Genomic DNA, 19,749 nt, shown 5'->3' on the forward strand with positions numbered 1-19,749 from the left:
TATGTCCGACAAAAAAAGAGAATCCTTCTTCTGGAACCTCAAGAAGATTGAGAATGAAGAATTCTTTAAATGGTTCGAGTCACAAAGCAATATAGCCGATTCTTTGTATAAACTTGTTTGCTATTTTATTGATAAACACGGATTACAAGACGTGGCTGATTATAAGATACAGCAACAAATGCAAAAAGAAATTTTACTTCAAGATAAAGACTTTTTAAATGATGTTAAGCGTATACTTTTAAATAATTCAAACCTTACTATTCAAAAAGAAAGCCAAGCAAATGAAGAAGAGGTAGCCGATTCAAATAGAATAATCTCATCTAATGAAAAGAATTCTACTTCTAAAGATACACATATAGAAAATGAATCAACAACTGAAAAAGCAGTACTAAAAGATGAATATGAAGATCTGGATACGGCCAATTTATTTGGTAACTAGCGTTATAACTCCATGATAAAAAAGAGTCCCTAAAATGATATGATCCCCTTATAGTAGACAGAAAAAAGAAAGCACATTAATCTGTTTACTATGGAGGGGATTTTTCTATGGGTAAAATTCGAGTAACTTATGATATGGAATTCAAGAAGAAAGCAGTAGATTTATATATAAAAGAAGGAATGGGCTATAAAACTGTTGCCAAGGAATTAGGAATTGATCACTCGGTCGTAAGGCGTTGGGTGAAACACTTTGAAGCCGAAGGAATCAAAGGGCTAGAAGAAAAACGTGGTAAAGCGAAAGGATCCGGTTTAGGCAGACCAAGAACGAAGCCAGAAGATCCAGAAGCAAAGATAAAACGATTAGAAGCGGAAAATGAAATGCTAAAAAAGCTCTTAAAGATGTAAAAGGAGGAATGGAAGCTGTATCCAAAACGAAAAAATTTGAAGTTATCCATGAGATGATAAACACAGGGCACACGGTTACCATGTTATGCGAGATTGCTGGTGTAACCAGAGGTGGATATTACAAATGGGTAAAGCGGTATTCAGCACCTTCTGAAAAACAATTGGAGGATGCTGAAATCAAGAAAAAGATTGTAACGTGCTATAAAAAACTGAAAGGAATTTATGGCTACAGAAGAATACAAGTTTGGTTGAAAATCACCTATAATCTTCATATTAATCATAAACGAGTACAGAGACTTATGAAGGAATTAGGTATCAGATCCGTTATTAGGAGAAAACGTCCTTATTACGGAAAGAAAGAAGCCTATGTGATTTCAGATAACCATCTAAACAGAGATTTTCAAGCTTCCAAACCGAATGAGAAATGGGTAACAGACATTACTTACTTAATTTTCAATGGACAGAGACTATATTTATCCGCGATTAAAGATCTATACAATCATGAAATTGTCGCCTATGAAATCAGCCGTAGAAACGACTTGAAGCTTGTGTTAGATACCCTGAAAAAGGCAAGAAAAAAACGAAATGTAAAAGGAATTCTTTTACACAGTGATCAAGGGTTTCAATATACATCTCGACAATATAACCAATTACTAAAAAAATATCAAATGAAGGCAAGCATGTCACGAAAGGGAAATTGTTGGGACAATGCTTGTATAGAAAACTTCTTTAGTCATTTCAAGTCAGAGTGTTTCCATTTATACTCTTTCCGTAAGGCTGATGAGGTGAAAGTTGCCGTGCGCAAATATATGTACTTTTATAATTATCAAAGATTTCAAAAGAAATTAAATAACCTGAGTCCATATAAATATAGAACTCAGGTTGCTTAATTGTGCTTTTTAAAGACTGTCTACTTGACAGGGGTCACTTCAAAATAGGGACTCTTTTTTATCATGGAGTTAAACTTTTTCTACATCTTATCGATAATAATTTGTCTTTTATACCACTGATTTAATTTATCTTTAGCCGTGCCTGAAAGGCGTTTTGTTTTCTTATTATAAAACCTAGAAAGGGTAGGTTGTGATATACCTATTTCTTTTGAAAGTTCTCGCATTGTAATATTTTTATTCATATGGAAGTATGATATTTTTTCTCTAATTGAATTTTCATACTCATCAACATCTAAAGTGTTATTTTCTATTTTCACAGGAGACTCTTCTTGTATGATCTCTACTGTTTTTTTCTTCACTATTTTTTCTATTGAATTCATTAATTCTTTCGGCGGTAAAATTATTATACCTAACTGAGCATAATAGTTCTTAAACCAATTCTTCTTTGTTAACATTTCCTCTTTTAAATCTTCACTGTACTCCCAATGTGATATTACCTTTTCCTTCTCTAAATCAATAAGAACATTTTCTAACTGTTCACGAATACGATTTGGCTTTTGATTTTGATTTATACCCATGACAGCCAGTAATCCCTTATCTCCTCCTATAGAGTAAGGCCTTTTTAAACTAGAGAACATTTGACGAATTCTCCATTGCCAAGTTAAATAACGAATCAATCTCTTATGATATTTATGTCTATAACTATTATATTCTAACGCTTTTTTTGATAATAGTGCCGTTGTACTACTAGAACCATATAAATAACTTGATAAGAAGCTCCCTGGCTTAATCCTGCAAGATTCTATCCCCATATATTCGTTAGTGTTAGTATCTCTCCAGAGTACCACAGAATCTAATACAAAAAGCCTCTTAATAACTTCTCGCTTTACTTCATAATGTTTACCTGCTTCAGCTCGATCATTTAATACAACTACCTCATTATCATCATTTAAATAGATAAAAATACTTGCTAAGGCAGCAATTCGTTTGGCAACCTTTATTTTATCTTCTGCTCGATAATATTCTGTGTTATTAGCCTTTGCTTTAGGTATGCTACACATTTCTAATACCTGATTATATGAAAAGTCTATGAATTCATCAGGGGACTTTGCCTCATTTAACCATTGGATAGTAATTGCATCTAAACAGTCAGCAGTTAAATCATCCATATTACTCATTACACCATCAACCAATGTATTCCAACGAGCAGCTTCTTCAATATTTATTAATCTTAAATCTTCATCTTTATGTGAAGAAAGTTGTGCAACTCCACTACTATCTTTCGTTTCAATTGGATAAGATTTCAACTTTGTATTTTCATCTTCTTCAAATTGATTCTTTGCTATGCCATCTCTTAATTTATAATAAACCGCAGAATTATTCACTTCATAGTAATTCTCGTGCTCTAAACTTGTATTAGATTCCTTTGGTTCCTGCACGGTTTCATTGTTAGCTCTTGAAAACTCTTGCTCCACAAATAATCCTATCGCCACATCAATTTCAATTTGGTAAGCTTCTATGTTGGTGAATATTTCCAAAGAGGAGATTCCCTTTTTTTGTTGCTGTTCAAGCCACTGTACAAGCATTGAAAATGATGGGGAAAAATAGTCCGAAGTTACGATCCTACTAGTATCTTCTTTAACTTCTAAGTAATAAGCATTCCATTTATACCACAATTGTTCATTATGTTTATAGATAGGTGCTGATATTACTAATGCATCTTTAAACAATTGTAGAACATTATCCATATACATCCTTCTCCTTATTTAATTTACAATTGAGAATGATTTAAACTTAAATCTATATAGCCTTATGATGTTCCTATTCATGAAAATAAAAAAGAATACAGTAAGTTCTATCCAACCATCCTTTAGTGATAATCTAGCACGTATGCTTCTAACCACTTCTTTTACTGATTATACAAGACTGTATCCATTTGGAAAAGGTAAGACGTTATAAGAAACCTAATATTTTTCAAGGAATTAGCTGAAACATGAAATTCTTTTGCGATATCATGTCCCTTTTGATTAAACATGAAAAAGCTAGGTTATTCATGTTTTAAAATTTCCCTTGTATATATGGTAATACTCATTAAAGTTTGCATACAAAGTGAAAATTCATAGCGGTATCATGTCCCTTTTGACTAAAACATGAAAAAATCCAGTCTTAAATGTTTCATGAAATTAAACTATATATTTTTTTCATAATCTTTTTTACCCTTGATACAAAAGGGTTTCTTCTATATTCAAGGTATGAAACAAGAAAATTTATAGCGGTATCATGTCCCTTTCTTGTTTCATAAATCCTCCTAAACCCCTTATATACCATACATTTATACAACATCTCCACAAATTTCAGGGAATTATAAAACATGAAAATTCATAGCGGTATCATGTCCCTTTCTATCTGAAAAGATGAATCACCCCTAGCGGTATCATGTTCCTTTTATAAATACCAAATTTCATATAAATCCCTTTAACATCAATGTTTATTGACGGTTTTCATGTAAATTATAATAAATAGAAATATGAAAATCTACAGCTCTATCATGTCCCTTATATTTTTGTGAAAATAAGCTTCCATCCCCATTAGAACAACGTTTATTAGCATTTTACAACTCATTTTCTTATTTATTCGGAACATGAAAATCCATAGTGATATCATGTCCATAAAAAAAATAGAACAAAACCCGAAACCCCTTGGTATGAAAGGGATTAACGTACATTTCATTTTTTCATGTTGGCTCTTAAAGGGGCCCATTTCATCAACTTTTGATTTGCTATAATTAAAATCGGTATATTTTATATTGTACGGATATGTATATTTTAATTTGTATAGGAGGTGAAAAAGATGAGCAAATCATTTGTTATTCGTAATCAACGTAGTCTAGATGGACAATCTACTAATGCGGTTATAGTTACATTAAAATCTTGGCAAGCACTTGTTGATGCATTGGAAGGAAAATACTATAGCTATAAAGATACATACCTTGAAGATATTATTAATCAAATGTCGTATGAAGAACGTATTGCGGATATCGATGGATTTGTTGCACAAGCAAAGCCATCTTTTTCACGTCATACTATTTCAAAGACAATGGGAAGAAAACATAAATTGTACGGTATTACAAATGCAGATCTTGAAGTATTTCTTTACCTACATAAAAAATGCTATACGAATGGTATTATTCCAAACGTAACAGTACATATGCTTTGGGAAGACTATAAGCAATACAAAGAAGAATTGGCATGTATACAGCATTCTCAATTCTATATTGCATTAAAAAAATTAAGCCTACATAACATTATTACGATTGAAAATGAATTAGATAGTCGATACACAATTAAAATAACTCATTTTATGAATGAAGAAACAGAAAAAGCAAATCCTTATGTTTACATTAGTCCTGTAGTCTTTACAAAAGCTTTCTTTGAACTTTCAGTAGCATCTAAGAAGCTATTCTTAGATATTGCTATGCAACAGCATAGAGAGACTACATTAAAACGTTCTTTAGACAAACAGGATGAAAGAGGTAATAAGACTCACTTTGGTGGGATGTACCGCTTTCTACATAAGAAGTATCCACATCAAATTCGTGCAGTTATGAAAGAACTAACGACTGTATTGCCTTGTACAGGAACTCCACTATTCAAAATCTGTAAACTACAAAAAGGGGTTCAAAACAAGAAAAAATACACGACTTTATTTTTATCTATTCATTCAGACTTCTTATGTGGAAAAGAATCAGGCGAACTACAGTATCGTGATCCTTTTACTCCAAAGGTTACGTATGCCCGTAAAGCCCGATTTATTGAATCTACACTACAAGAAATGCATATTGGGGAATTTACACGAGACATGAATAAATTTATTCATGTACTTAAAAATACCTGTCATCGACAAATCCGTAGTGTAATACATAGTTTGCGTGACATGATTGATCGCACTGAAAAATATCCAAGTAAGTTAGTATATACACTGAAAAAATTATTGAATCAAACATCACAGTATCATATTCTTGATACCGCAGCTAAAGAAGGGGTTTATCCTCTTATTACACAGCACGTACCAGCAAAACAAAAAGAACAAGCTATATTTGATTTCGGATTGCATTTCTCTATGTACTCTCGCCGAAGCATCAAGAAGCTGTTCCGTAAAACATTTGAGTTATTAAAGAACAAATTTGCCGTACCTGTTACAGAGGAATCTTACCATCGTAATTATCTAAGATATCAAGAAGAAACATTATTTAGAAAATACGCTTATGAACAAGGTGCAAATCTAAATGCTTATATGGCTTTAGAAATAGAAATGCGTGAACTTCTAAAAATAAAAGGACATAAAGAACGCTTTATTCCTAGTGATGTACGTGAATTGTTCATTGAAAAGATAGATAAATTACCAAAAGAAAAGCTAAGGGTAATTGAAGTACCTGGTAGCATAAATTTAATTACCTTTATACGTGCCTTGGAACAGCTGATACGTGCTGGAATTCAAGTAACATCAACTGAACAGGTATTAAAAGTAATGGAAGAAATGTAATCATTTTCAGCTCTCTATATTTGAAAAAAATCAAAGTAGAGGGCTATTCGTGTTGGCTCTATCATTCAAAGTCTTTCTATTAGATCCATTTATATACTTTTCTAAAAGATTCTATTGAAAATAGAATCTTTTTTTATGCACTTCTATACAATAAAAGTTATTCATCATTGTTAATTTCCACAATAGTAACTTGAAAAGGCATCCAATACCTATATGAATAGAGATTTTACTCTACATAAAATCATAAGAAAAATTAAATTTTTAGTGGATATGTTTATAAAAAGTATCATTTGTGAATAAAAATATCATACTATTGTTGCTATATAAGGGTTCTATAAGTAAATCTACTAAAATTCATCAAGTTTTATGTGATTAAATATGAATAACTGAATTAAGTGGATTAAATAATGATCATTGTGTATAGATTGTGTACAAATGACTACAAATTGGGGACAAATATCGAGAATGTCTTCTTATTTACGAATGAATAAATATACTCATTACTGAATTATTTTTCTTCATTTTTTATGTAGGTATAGTGGTATTATTTTATGATTTTATGTAGAAAGGATGATACAACAAAGTCTATTTTCACACTCCCATTACATACCATTTATGATTTTTTACAGTAGGGCATGTTAAAAACATTGTCATAGCAGGCTTTATTCTATATTTTATGAACCTATAAAAGTTTTATCTTTATATTTTTAATATATATAAGATATATATTTATATAAGATTTTAAGAAAAGGGGGAATATTTTAGAGAGGATGGGGACAAACAAAATATTTTTAAATAAAAAAATAATTTATATTATATATACTAATGTTTTCAAAATTTATTAATAAAAAGTTCTAACTACTATACACATAAAATACTACTAGATAAATTACATATAAGTGTTAAGTGTCTTCTTTAGTAGAGTTATCACAACAAAGAAATTTACATACTATAACAAATTAATAGTCCTTTACAAGAAGATGAATTACTGTTGCTTTAGGAAATTAATAGTTATAAACTTATAGGCAAAGTCGAGATCCTCGCTATAAGTTTGTAAAAATAGAGTATAAATTTATTATACTTTATTAAATTTTTTATACATGAATAGGAGTGATATTTATGCAACTAAAAAATGTAACACCTATGGGATTAAATGATGAGGTATTCAAAACAATTATTAATAAAACTGAAAATACATTTCCATCATTTTTTTTCATTAATCCGTCAGGTAATGTTGTCATACCAAAATATTTGAACAAGGATATTTGTATGTATGCAGTTTTCGGTGAAACAATGGTTATAATTGATAATGAAATTGAGATATTAAGGCATCAACAAATATTGTATTTTAATGCTGAGGTGTACATTGAATTGAGAAATAATACAACTGAGAATGTAATTGTATATATTGATGGTGTAAATAAGTAATTATTGATTAGAATTATTATAAATGTTTGTGAAATACTTCACAAAAAATACACAATAAAAAATAGTCATTTCATGTATAGTGGGAGTAGTTGAAAATTTCATATTATTATTTGTGAAATACTTCACATGTTTTAAGACTTTACTTAATAGGCAAGATGAAAACAATAAGTTCCAACATTTTAAATCTATTTTTATAGTGATCTGGAGGCTTTAATATGACAAACAAGACAGATGAAAAAGAAGTACAAGCAATGGTCAACGTAGTAATTAAAGATGAAAATGATGTACAAGAAGTTGTTAATACTTTAGTTGAAAATGGAAAAGAAGCACTAAAAGCAATGGAATCTTATACGCAAGAGCAAGTAGATCATATTGTTCATGAAATGGCACTATCTGGATTAGATCAACATATGCCATTAGCAAAAATGGCGGTTGAGGAAACTGGTCGAGGTGTGTATGAGGATAAATGTACAAAGAACATATTTGCGACTGAATATATTTGGCATAGCATAAAAAAAGATAAGACTGTAGGAATTATTCATGAAGATCCACATGAAGAAGTCATCGAAATTGCCGAACCAGTAGGTGTAGTTGCTGGTGTGACACCAGTAACGAATCCTACTTCAACAACTATGTTTAAAGCAATTATTGCAATGAAAACACGAAATCCAATTATTTTCGCTTTTCATCCATCTGCTCAGCAATGCTCTGTTGCAGCGGCTAAAATTTTAAGAGATGCTGCAATTAAGGCAGGGGCACCGGAGAATTGCATTCAATGGATCGAAAAACCTTCTGTTGAGGCAACAAAAAGATTAATGAACCATGAGGGGGTTGCACTTGTTCTTGCAACCGGGGGTGCTGGAATGGTGAAATCAGCATATTCTACAGGGAAACCGGCCTTAGGGGTAGGACCTGGGAATGTACCTTGTTATTTAGAGAAATCAGCACATGTAAAACGAGCTGTAAATGATTTAATTTTATCAAAAACATTTGATAATGGTATGATTTGTGCTTCTGAACAAGCAATCATTGTAGATAAAGAAATCTATAATAGTGTAAAAAAAGAAATGCAAGACAACAATTGTTATTTTGTTACCGAAGAAGAGAGAATAAAACTAGAGAAGCTTGTTATTAATGAAAATACATGTGCAGTAAATAGTGATATCGTTGGGAAATCAGCACATTATATTGCATCATTAGTAGGCATTAAGGTACCAGAAGATACAAAAATACTTGTAGCTGAAATTAAGGGAGTGGGTGCAGAATATCCACTATCACGTGAAAAATTGAGCCCAGTATTAGCTTGTATCAAAGCAAATTCACAAGAAGAAGGATTTAAATATTGTGAAGAAATGTTAAATTTAGGTGGCTTAGGGCATTCAGCGGTTATTCATTCTACAAATAAAGAAGTACAAAAACAATTTGGTTTAAGAATGAAAGCTTGTCGCCTTATTGTAAATTCACCATCAGCACAAGGTGGGATTGGTGATATATATAACGCATTTATTCCATCTTTAACATTAGGTTGTGGTTCATACGGTAAAAATTCTGTTTCTCAAAACGTAACAGCTACACATTTAATAAATGTAAAGCGTTTGGCGAATAGAAAAAATAATATGCAATGGTTCAAATTACCACCTAAGGTTTTTTTTGAAAAACATGCGACACAATATTTAGCTAAGATGCCAAACATTTCACGAGCATTCATTGTAACGGATCCAGGAATGGTAGACCTGGGATATGTGGACACAGTTACACATTACTTACAACAGCATTTAAATGATGTAAAAGTAGGTGTTTTCTCAGAGGTAGAACCAGATCCATCAGATGAAACAGTATTCAAGGGTGCTGAGATGATGAGAAGCTTCAAACCTGATGTAATTATTGCATTGGGCGGAGGTTCAGCAATGGATGCAGCAAAAGGAATGTGGCTATTTTATGAATATCCAGAAACAAAATTCTTTGGAATCAAACAAAAGTTTTTAGATATTAGAAAACGTACATGTAAATTTCCAACACTAGGGCAAAAAGCACAATTTGTTGCGATTCCAACAACATCAGGAACAGGGTCAGAAGTGACACCATTCGCGGTTATTACAGATAAAAAAAATAATATAAAATATCCACTTGCTGATTATGAATTAACACCAGATGTAGCGATTATTGATCCACAGTTTGTAATGACAGTGCCACCTCATGTAACAGCAGACACTGGAATGGATGTGTTAACACATGCAATTGAAGCATACGTGTCTATTATGGCAAATGACTATACAGATGGATTGGCCTTAAAAGCCATTGATCTAGTATTTAAATATTTACCGAGAGCATATAAAAATGGAAATGATGAAGAAGCACGTGAGAAAATGCATAATGCTTCTGCAATTGCAGGTATGGCTTTTGCAAATGCATTTCTTGGTATTAATCATAGTTTGGCGCATAAGCTTGGACCAGAATTTCACATTCCACATGGACGCGCTAACGCAATCTTAATGCCGCATGTAATCCGCTATAATGCTATTAAGCCGAGAAAACATGCATTGTTCCCAAAATATGAGCATTTTGTGGCAGATGAACGTTATGCATATATTGCAAGAACATTGGGGCTGCCAGCAAGTACAGTAGAAGAAGGGGTAGAATCTCTGGTACAAGCAATTATCAGCCTTGGAAAAGAATTGAATATTAATATGAGTATTGCAGGACAAGGAGTAAAACAAGAAGCATTTGAAAATGTTGTGGATGTTTTATCGGAAAGAGCATTTGAAGATCAATGTACACCAGCAAATCCGAAACTTCCATTGATTTCAGAATTAAAAGAAGTATATAAACAAGCATATAAAGGTGTGTAATAAGTTAAGTAGGTATAACTTTTTTAGTTCATAGATTTTGTATTTGATATTTGTAAATATATTGTATATGGGTGTTAAGGGGAAATAAATATTATAAAGAGCTGTGTTCTAAATAGAGCATCTAACAAAAATGCTGCCTAGATGACCTGTATGTAGGTAAGACGGGATTGTACAAAAACTATGTCTAATTATAAGAAGTTAAATCAAGTAATTGAAAAAAAAGAAGAATTAATATCGCTTGTTAAGCAGTATGGATTCACTCATGAAAAGGTAATTTGTTATAGTAGAGAATTAGATTTATTACTAAATGATTTGATGAAATCTAATAGAAATAATAAGTAAATCAAATTTATATAAAAAAGCAATAAAATATAAATATTTAAGATATATTTAAAATAAAAAGCACTCCCCTATAAATAGGAGAGTGCTTTTTTATCTTAATTTCATCTATTTTAGGAGGGATTTTTTAAATGCTAAAAACTTATGCGTGATAAATCTCACAACATAAATGCACATATAATTTTACAATATAGTATGTAAGTTGATGGGAGGCTTTCTTTTTGATAAATCGTGATTATAATAAAAACCCATTTATTGTAATATGGGAGTTAACAAAAGCATGCGAATTAAAATGTCTACATTGTCGTGCTGAAGCTCAGCATTATCGCGATCCTTTTGAGTTAACATTAGAAGAAGGAAAAAAACTAATTGATGATATATATGAAATGGATAATCCGATGCTGGTTTTTACTGGTGGGGATCCATTAATGCGTTCGGATATATATGATATTGCTGAATACGCGGTGAAGAAAGGTATTCGGGTTTCCATGACACCCAGTGCTACTCCAAAGGTTACTAAAGAAGCGATTAAAAAAGCAAAAGATGTTGGGATTGCTAGATGGGCATTTAGTATAGATGGACCAACAGCTGAAGTACACGATCATTTTAGAGGAACAGAGGGGTCATTTAAATTAACAATGGATGCAATTCATCATTTAAATGAATTAAAAATCCCTATTCAAATTAATACAGTTGTTTCTAATTATAATTTGAGTGTACTTAAAGATATGGCAAATTTAGTAGAAGCATTAGGTTGTGTGTTGTGGAGTGTATTTTTCTTAGTCCCAACAGGACGTGGTAAAGAGAAAGATATGATTTCACCAATTCAACATGAAAGAGTGTTCCGCTGGCTATATCAGCTTAGTAAAACTGTTTCTTTTGATATAAAAACCACAGCTGCTCAGCACTATAGACGCGTTGTTCTTCAAGAAAAAATGAAGGGAATTAAAAAGATAGATCAAATTATTCAATATAGAGATGTATTGATGGAAGGGATGACGGACGGATTTAATGAATTTGGACGCGCTCCAAAAGGAGTAAATGATGGGAATGGAGTTGTATTTATTTCTCATATTGGAGATGTATACCCAAGTGGGCTATTGCCGATTAAAACCGGGAATATTAAATCAACACCGATAGCTGAAATTTATCGAAACTCTCCTGTCTTTCAAAGCCTTCGTAATCCAGACAATTATAAAGGCAAATGTGGTGTTTGTGAGTTTCGATATGTTTGTGGGGGATCTCGTTCTAGGGCATTTGCGATGACGGGGGATTACATGGAAAGCGAACCTTTTTGTGTATATGTTCCAAGAGCATTGCAAAAAAAGTGTAAGAATTGAGCATGTCCCTTTTTATAAATTTTTTTATTGTGTATTTCCAATATTTATGAGCAAATACTTTCTGCTCATAAATATTGGATTAGTGATAACGAATAATCGAAAAAAAATCAAGGAAATTATATTTATTTTAGGCGTATAATACGTTGGTTTGAGCTTCCGCAAAATGGAAGAGTCAAATCTCTTTTTTCGATTTCAAATCTTCCATCAACTAAAACATCCCCATAATGTAACAGCTCAATCATATCTTTGTTTTGTGAATTCTGTATCTCTTCTAGTGTATAGCCAGTGTAAATCCAAAGATTTTTGTTTAAGCTTTTTACGGCTTTTGCAACTTCTTTGACCTCGATAGCTTGAAAAAATGGGTCACCCCCTGAAAATGTTACATCAGTGAGAGGATTTTTGGAAATTTCTTTTATAATTTCTTTCACACTCATCTCGGTACCATTATAAAGATTCCATGATTTGGGGTTATGGCAACCTAAACAATGATGCGGACAACCGGCAAAAAACACAACTGTCCGTAGCCCTTCACCATCTACTACACTATCATGAATAATATTCATTACCTTCATTTATGTTTCACACGATCTGCTTCTTCACTACGCTTTGCATTGTTCCATTTTGACATGTCCCCTACAAGATATCCAGTAATACGGCGAATTCTTTCAATATGATGATCTTCTATATTTCCACAGCTAGGGCACTCATTTTCAATCACTCCATTATAGTCACAACATTTACAACGATCCACTGGGTGATTAATTGAACCATATCCTACTTCATACTGAGCCATTGCTTGAACAATCTGTTTTAAAGCCATTTGATTATGTGCTGCCGCTCCATCTAGTTCAATATAAGTAATATGACCACCGTTGCAAAGAGCATGAAACGGTCCTTCTAAATGTATTTTATTAATTGCTTGAATAGGATAATAAACTGGAATATGAAATGAATTTGTATAGTAATCATGATCGGTTACACCTGTAATAGTTCCAAACTCAGCACGATCCTTTTTGATGAACTTCCCTGATAGTCCCTCGGCAGGAGTTGCAATTAAGGTGAAATTCAAGCAATGCTCTTTTGTTGCTTGGTCCATCTTTTTTCTCATAAAGGTAACAATTTCTTTTCCAAGTCGCCATGAATCTGTATCTTCCCCATGGTGTTTTCCTGTTAGGGCAACCAGGCATTCCGCAAGTCCAATAAAACCAAGACTCAATGTTCCTTGCTTTAAAATCTCAGTAACTGAGTCTTCTGGTTGTAGTTTTTCTCCATTGCGCCAAATCCCTTGTGAATATAGGAATTGAAAATCTCTTGCCTTTTTTGTACATTGATATGAATATCTTTCTAGCAATTGACGAATGCCAAGTTTGATATAATGATTTAACGATTTGAAAAATCCCTCTTTTGAATCATTTATTAAAGCCAATTTTACTAGATTAATAGAGGTAAATGATAGATTTCCTCTGCCAATTGCTGTCTCCTCACCATGAATATTAGACATCACACGAGTACGACAACCCATATAACATACTTCACTTTCTGGGTGCCCATTATAATACGCTGCATTAAATGGCGCATCTAAAAATGAAAAGTTAGGGAACAATCGCTTTGCTGTTGTTTCTAATGCAAGTTCAAATAAATCATAATTTGGATCTTTTTCTTCAAAATTCACACCTTTTTTTAACTTGAAAATTTGAATGGGGAAAATAGGAGTTTCACTTTTTCCTAATCCCGCTTGTGTTGCCTGTAGTAATTGTTTAATTAATAGCCTTCCTTCCTTTGATGTATCTGTTCCGTAATTAATTGAAATAAACGGAACTTGTCCACCACCACGGCTATGCATACTATTGGAATTATGAATAAATGCTTCACATGCTTGATATGTATCGTTTTCTGTTTCTTTCCATGCAAACACTTCGATTTGTTCCTTTGTTAGCGGATAGTCTTTTAACTTTTTCTTATTTTTTTCAAATGTTTTCCTCACATATGGTGCTAAATCTATATCAAACATGGCAAGAGATTGCCCACCATGCTGCATATTTTGATTAGCTTGAAGAATAATAGACGAGAGTGCTAATGCACTTTTAATATCTTGTGGTTGTCTCATATGGCCATGTCCAGTGTGGAACCCTTTTTTCAGCAATTGTGCTAAAGGGATTTGTGAACAAGTGGTTGTTCCTGTTGCATAAAAATCTAAATCGTGTGGGTATAAAATATTTTGATTAATAGCTTGTTTTACTTGTTTAGAAAGCAAATGTTCCCTTACATAAAGTTTTGCGCTCTCTGATGCAAATGTTCCCATCATTCCCATTGGAGATCGACCATCAACATTTGCATTTTCTTGCATTAAGTCTTGATCGTTACTGTTTATAATTTTATCAAAAGTTGTCCATAAAGTATTTTTTTGCTGTTTTACATTGTCTGAGTTGTTCATCAAATTCACTCCATTTCAATATATAGTATATAACATCGATAAATAATACTATATACAGTGTTTTTCTGCAATGGTACTAATAAATGAAGTATGTAATCTTTTCTGTTTAGAAGAGATTAAATCTAGAAGTTTATCGTATTACCTTGCTCATAAAAAATAAAAAGATATAGAATGATTCAATTATTTATAGATAAAAATTCTTTTGTTTTAGATTCAAAGAGTGAGGATATCAATAGAGAGTAAAAACACACTGAACAATGTTTTATTTTATCATTTTAGCCAAGAAGACTCCTTCCTCAAGGAGCGTGAAGGGTCACAGCACAGTGAGTTAGGTGGGAGATGAATTGGCTTCGGACAAGGGATGGCAGGAAGCCATCTTAATTGTTCAACTTACAGAAAGTGTTACTCCACTACCTATCGAATGTACGTTTGGTATATAATAGTCATATACCGAAATGGAGGTGAATCAAATGATAATTAATAAAGCTTATAAGTTTCGTATCTATCCAAATCAAGCACAAGCAATTCTAATTAACAAAACAATAGGTTGTTCTCGCTTTGTATTCAATCATTTCCTATTCCTATGGGATCACGCATACAAAATAAAATGCAGTGATTTCACTCACAGTATTTTTTAAAAACATAGTTTATCTTATAAGAGAAGAGTGAGTATGAGAAATTCATTATATTTTACTATTTGGGATGGGTATTCCCTAAATTGGTGGAGTATGATTACCAGTGGGGGGATTCTCTCACTGGTAAAGTTTTTTATCTATAAATTTAATGATATATATGCTACTTATTATCATTCTTACGTAACATTTTGATAAAAAATTAAATGTGAGGTGTGGAAGAATGAAGTTAATTATTCCAAAGCAGCATGGAGCCTGGGGAATGCTGCTTATTCCATTTGTTTTAGGTATTTTAACTGGTAAATGGACATGGTATCATATACCTCTTTTTTTAGCGTGGTTTTTTGTGTATTTAGCTACATATCCCTTATTAATGTATGTAAAACAGCCGCGAAAGAAGTATTATTTATATTATTTTTTTCTTTACTTTGGTGAGGCTTGTATATGTACAGCTATTGCTCTTAGTTATGAATGGCGTATAGTTTACTTTTCTATTATTATGCTCCCGTTTTTTTGTATAAACATTTATTTTTCTAGCAAAAAAAATGAACGAGCCTTATTAAATGATGTATGTGCAATTCTTTTGTTTTGTATAGGGGGCATTATAAGTTATTACTTCACAATGAAAACAGTCGATAAAAATATATTGATAATAGCGACTATAACATTTTTATATTTTATAGGAAGTACGTTTTATGTAAAAACAATGATACGTGAAAAAAAGAATCCAACGTATCGCATTCTGTCATGGTGGTACCATTTATTACTTGTGATTGTTACGCTTATTTTATCACCAACGATTACCATTATTTTTATCCCAAGTTTGATACGGTCTATAGTACTGTATGGAAGAAATATTTCAATCTTAAAAGTGGGGATTTTAGAGAGTATAAATGCTATTTACGTTTTTATTACAACAATAATAGTATTTAAATATTTTGTCTCGTAAAGACTAATAATGATTCATATTGTTTATGTTATATTCATATATTAATTCGTTTGGATTAATTGTTGTATTAATGTTTTCTCCAATCCTGGATGTAGAAAGGAATGTATAAATAATGACTTTTTACCAAAAATTAATGCCGTATTATGATGAAATTTTTCCAGAAAATGAAAAACAATTGAATTTTATTGCTTCATATTTACAAGAGGGGGACTCCGTAATTGATGTAGGTGCGGCAACAGGGAATGTGGCTAATGCATTAGTTGAAAAAGGAATGATTGTAACTGCGATGGAACCAGAGAAGAAAATGGCTGATAAAATTTCTGAGAAGGCTATAACCCATAAGGGAAGACTTTTTGTAAATACACTTAGAATGCAGCAAATAGACGATGTGCCTGGGATATTTGATGGTATTTATTGTATTGGAAATACGTTGGTTCATTTGGACAATGTACAGGAAATTACTTATTTCATTCAACGTTCTTTTAAAAAACTTAAGAAAAATGGAAAGTTCATAGTTCAAATTGTAAACTATGAAAAAGTATTAAATCAAAAAAATTTCATATTTCCAGTAATTAAGAAAGAACATTTCTCATTCAAACGAGATTATGCAATAGAGAGAAACAAGGTGCTATTTACTGTAACATTAAATAAAAGTGGTGAAGAATTCTCAAATAGTATAGAGTTATATCCAATTACAAAAAAACAATTACTTCCCATATTAATAGATTGTGGATTTGAGTCAGTAGAAACTTACGCTAATTTTGATAAAAAAATATATTCACTTGATGGTCCGGCATTAGTAATTGTAGCAACAAAATAAATTTTAAAAACACCTGAGTAGAAAGTGAAGTGAACCCCGAAAACGGGACACCAATCAAAACACCTAAACCACTTGTTCCCTAAATTCTTTAGGGGATAGGTGGTTTAATTTTTCTTGAATTCGCACACAATTGTAGTAATGAATGTATTCTAGCACAATCTTTCGCACAGTTGTGTTGGATACTTTTGTTATCTCTTGTGAATAGAAAGCTTCACTTTTCAAATGACCAAAGAAGCTTTCCATGACGGCATTATCATGGCAATTTCCTCTCCGGGACATGCTGGTGATAATGCCGTTTTCTTTGGCATACGCTTGAAATTCTTTTGCTGTATAAATACTTCCTTGATCCGAGTGAAGAAGGACATCTTTTACTCTTCGCCCTCTCATTGCTTGTTTCAATGTCTTCATCGCTAATGTCAGTGTTTGTGATTCGCTGATGACACAACTAATAATTTCACGATTAAAGGCATCCATGATCGTTGATAAATACAAGGTACGCTCTCCAAATAAGAGATACGTCACATCTGTAAACCACTTTTCATTTGGTCTGGATGCATCGAATTCACGCTCCAATCGATGAGGGGCTACCATTGGTTCCGCACCATTGATATATTTCTTTTTCTTTCGACGTACTTTTGAAAGAATGTGATTTTGTCTCATGATTCGTAATACTTTTTTATGATTAACACACAGTCCCATTTTTTGAAGAGTAGCGGTCACTCTTCGATATCCATACCGAAATTTATGCCTAAGACAGACGTCCTTTACTTTCTCTTCTATATCATCTTTCCGATCTTCCGTTCGTTGTAACCAGCGATAAAATGTGGAACGGGGTAATTCTAATACGTTACACAATTCTTTTATCGTTATTTTTGTTTTTACATTTTTCCATAAAGTAACTACAGTTTCTGGTTTCAGCCCCTTTCGATTTCCAGATACTTTCCCCATACAAGTAATTTTGTTTTTAGATGCTTATTTTCTAAACGTAGTTGTTCTAATTCACTGAGCTCTTTTGGTCCTTTTCCATAAGAATATTGTTTTCCTACAGGTTGTTGAAAACGATACGTTTGATCTGTACGATACCATTTCATCCATGTCTTAATTTGGGAAACATTTTTAATTCCGAGTTTCTCCATAATTGTACGATTTGAATAACCATCTTTCTTCATTTCAATTACTTTCCACTTTGTTTCTTCTGGGTAATGAACTCTTGTCGTCATACGAAAAAACACCTCCATTGAATTTGCATACTTAGTATGCGAATTCAGGAGGTGTTTTTTTCATGTACCACTATTCGGGTTCACTTCAAAAGCTGTTACTCAGGTGTTTTTTTATTAATTTTTTAAAATGTGATTCTAGTCCTCTTTTAATTATAAAAAAGTTTATATAATTCAGTGGTAAATCGAATCTGATTGAGGAGGAATTGAGTTATATGAGCAAAGAAATTAAGTTAACTAAAGATATATATTGGGTAGGAAAAGTTGATAATAGAGAAGTTCCATTTCATCGTTTAATCTTAGCAAAAGGAACAACTTATAACGCGTACTTGCTAAAAACGGAAAAACCAACAGTGATTGATACAGTTGATATAGAGTTTGGAAGAGAATTTGTAGAATCATTAAGTAAATTAATTGATCCACAAGAAATTCAGTATATCGTAGTGAATCATACAGAGCCCGACCATTCAGGGGGATTGGCAGCATTAGCATCAAGAGCTACTAATGCAACGATTGTATGTACAGAAATTGCAGTACCAGAAATACAAGAGATGTATAAGCTGCATAATCGAAAGTTTTTAATAGTAAAAGACGGTGATACATTAGATATTGGTGGAAAAACATTGAAATTTAAAGAAACGCCATATCTTCATACTGAAGAAACAATGATTACCTACTGTGTAGAGGATAAGATTTTATTTCCTTGTGATATTTTTAGTACTCATATAGCAAATGACGAGATTTTCAGTGATAAAGCGAATGTAGATATTACGGAAGATTTTATTGGCTATTATAATGCCATTATCCATCCACATAGAAGATATGTAAGAACATTAATAGAAGCTCTAAAAGATTTGGATGTACAAATGATTGCACCATCACATGGCTACATTTTACGTCAAGATATACAGAAGTATATTAAATTATATGCGGATATGAGTAGAGATACGAATCAAGATAAAAAAGTAACAATTGTATATACAACAATTAAAAATAATACAAAAAAAGTAGCAAATATTATTAAAGAAACTTTAGAAGCAGATAATATTCACGTATCAGTATTTAACGTTGATAAATCAAAAAAATTAGAGGTTTTAAAGAGTATTCAAGAAGCAGATGCAGTCTTTATAGGATCTTCAACTAGATATGCAGATATGATTGGTAATTTAGAAGACATTTTAAAAGAAATGACAGAAATGAACCTAGAAGGGAAAATTGCAGCTTCATTCGGTTCATATGGTTGGAGTGGAGAGGCAATTGAAGTGATACAAGATTACCTCAATGAAACAAATATGAATGTACAAAGCACATCAAAAGTTATCCAATCTACAGGTATGACTCATGTTGAATTTCCTATTCGGATTAGATTCTCTCCAAAAGATGAGGGGAAAGTAAAGAAAATTCAACATGCAACAACATTTGTTACAGATTTATTATTGAGTTCTATTTAATAGAAAAATGGAGGT

General features: G+C 32.1%; 16 protein-coding genes and 1 pseudogene. 13 read left to right on the forward strand and 4 right to left on the reverse strand.

The annotated features are described in order from the left end of the window. Position 1 precedes the first annotated feature (1 nt). From MHB52_RS34730 to MHB52_RS34740, 3 genes are all read left to right on the forward strand, one after another. A complete protein-coding gene (locus tag MHB52_RS34730; protein ID WP_001280894.1) occupies positions 2-439 on the forward strand; it encodes a hypothetical protein in 438 nt (145 codons plus the stop codon). A 107-nt stretch (positions 440-546) separates the two neighbouring features. Beyond that, a complete protein-coding gene (locus MHB52_RS34735) occupies positions 547-843 on the forward strand; it encodes a transposase (RefSeq protein ID WP_046955285.1) in 297 nt (98 codons plus the stop codon). A gap of 8 nt (positions 844-851) precedes the next feature. After that, entirely contained in the window at positions 852-1,733 is an 882-nt protein-coding gene (locus MHB52_RS34740) for an IS3 family transposase (RefSeq protein ID WP_061663695.1), read from the forward strand. Positions 1,734-1,813: 80 nt separating this feature from the next. Here MHB52_RS34740 and MHB52_RS34745 read toward each other — a convergent pair whose 3' ends face one another. Beyond that, complete coding sequence (locus tag MHB52_RS34745) at positions 1,814-3,481, reverse strand: helix-turn-helix domain-containing protein (RefSeq protein ID WP_000370965.1); 1,668 nt, start codon at positions 3,479-3,481, stop codon at positions 1,814-1,816. 79 nt (positions 3,482-3,560) lie between these two features. On the opposite strand from MHB52_RS34745, the gene MHB52_RS34750 reads away from it, so the two are divergent. From MHB52_RS34750 to MHB52_RS34775, 6 genes are all read left to right on the forward strand, one after another. Continuing rightward, entirely contained in the window at positions 3,561-3,692 is a 132-nt protein-coding gene (locus tag MHB52_RS34750) for a hypothetical protein (protein WP_254914694.1), read from the forward strand. Between the two features lie 891 nt (positions 3,693-4,583). Then, positions 4,584-6,275 (forward strand): hypothetical protein, encoded by a 1,692-nt coding sequence (locus MHB52_RS34755; protein ID WP_061664424.1) that lies wholly within the window; start codon positions 4,584-4,586, stop codon positions 6,273-6,275. Positions 6,276-7,394: 1,119 nt separating this feature from the next. Then, entirely contained in the window at positions 7,395-7,703 is a 309-nt protein-coding gene (locus MHB52_RS34760; protein ID WP_001176240.1) for a hypothetical protein, read from the forward strand. Between the two features lie 251 nt (positions 7,704-7,954). Next, the gene (gene adhE, locus MHB52_RS34765; RefSeq protein ID WP_080451701.1) at positions 7,955-10,552 is read left to right on the forward strand and encodes a bifunctional acetaldehyde-CoA/alcohol dehydrogenase; all 2,598 of its coding nucleotides are present in this window, start codon (positions 7,955-7,957) and stop codon (positions 10,550-10,552) included. Between the two features lie 180 nt (positions 10,553-10,732). Then, complete coding sequence (locus MHB52_RS34770; protein WP_080451699.1) at positions 10,733-10,894, forward strand: aspartyl-phosphate phosphatase Spo0E family protein; 162 nt, start codon at positions 10,733-10,735, stop codon at positions 10,892-10,894. A gap of 218 nt (positions 10,895-11,112) precedes the next feature. Then, positions 11,113-12,231 (forward strand): TIGR04053 family radical SAM/SPASM domain-containing protein, encoded by a 1,119-nt coding sequence (locus MHB52_RS34775; RefSeq protein ID WP_061664426.1) that lies wholly within the window; start codon positions 11,113-11,115, stop codon positions 12,229-12,231. Between the two features lie 122 nt (positions 12,232-12,353). Here the strand turns inward: MHB52_RS34775 and nrdG are convergent, their stop codons facing one another. Both nrdG and MHB52_RS34785 read right to left on the reverse strand, forming a co-directional pair. Then, complete coding sequence (gene nrdG / locus MHB52_RS34780; protein WP_061664427.1) at positions 12,354-12,803, reverse strand: anaerobic ribonucleoside-triphosphate reductase activating protein; 450 nt, start codon at positions 12,801-12,803, stop codon at positions 12,354-12,356. Next, complete coding sequence (locus MHB52_RS34785) at positions 12,800-14,665, reverse strand: anaerobic ribonucleoside triphosphate reductase (protein WP_061664428.1); 1,866 nt, start codon at positions 14,663-14,665, stop codon at positions 12,800-12,802. Before MHB52_RS34785 ends, nrdG begins: the two co-directional genes overlap by 4 nt. A gap of 470 nt (positions 14,666-15,135) precedes the next feature. Between MHB52_RS34785 and MHB52_RS34790 the strand changes: the two are divergent. The 3 genes and pseudogenes from MHB52_RS34790 to MHB52_RS34800 all read left to right on the forward strand — a co-directional run. After that, positions 15,136-15,267, forward strand: a pseudogene (locus MHB52_RS34790) (helix-turn-helix domain-containing protein); the annotation flags it as partial. A gap of 253 nt (positions 15,268-15,520) precedes the next feature. Continuing rightward, positions 15,521-16,246, forward strand: coding sequence for a YwiC-like family protein (locus MHB52_RS34795; RefSeq protein ID WP_000766863.1), 726 nt, complete (start codon positions 15,521-15,523; stop codon positions 16,244-16,246). Between the two features lie 112 nt (positions 16,247-16,358). After that, positions 16,359-17,066 (forward strand): class I SAM-dependent methyltransferase, encoded by a 708-nt coding sequence (locus MHB52_RS34800; protein WP_061664429.1) that lies wholly within the window; start codon positions 16,359-16,361, stop codon positions 17,064-17,066. Positions 17,067-17,129: 63 nt separating this feature from the next. Here MHB52_RS34800 and MHB52_RS34805 read toward each other — a convergent pair. After that, positions 17,130-18,286, reverse strand: a protein-coding gene (locus tag MHB52_RS34805) for an IS3 family transposase (protein ID WP_088121897.1) whose coding sequence is annotated in 2 segments (ribosomal slippage) — positions 17,130-18,034 and positions 18,034-18,286 — 1,158 coding nt in all. Because the reading frame shifts where the segments join, the coding sequence is not laid out codon by codon here. Between the two features lie 212 nt (positions 18,287-18,498). Here MHB52_RS34805 and MHB52_RS34810 point away from each other — a divergent pair. Next, positions 18,499-19,734: an FprA family A-type flavoprotein gene (locus tag MHB52_RS34810; RefSeq protein WP_061662967.1), complete on the forward strand. Its 1,236-nt coding sequence runs from the start codon at positions 18,499-18,501 to the stop codon at positions 19,732-19,734. The last annotated feature ends 15 nt before the right edge of the window (positions 19,735-19,749 follow it).

Source organism: Bacillus sp. FSL K6-0073 (assembly GCF_038006085.1).
Classification (GTDB): domain Bacteria; phylum Bacillota; class Bacilli; order Bacillales; family Bacillaceae_G; genus Bacillus_A; species Bacillus_A cereus.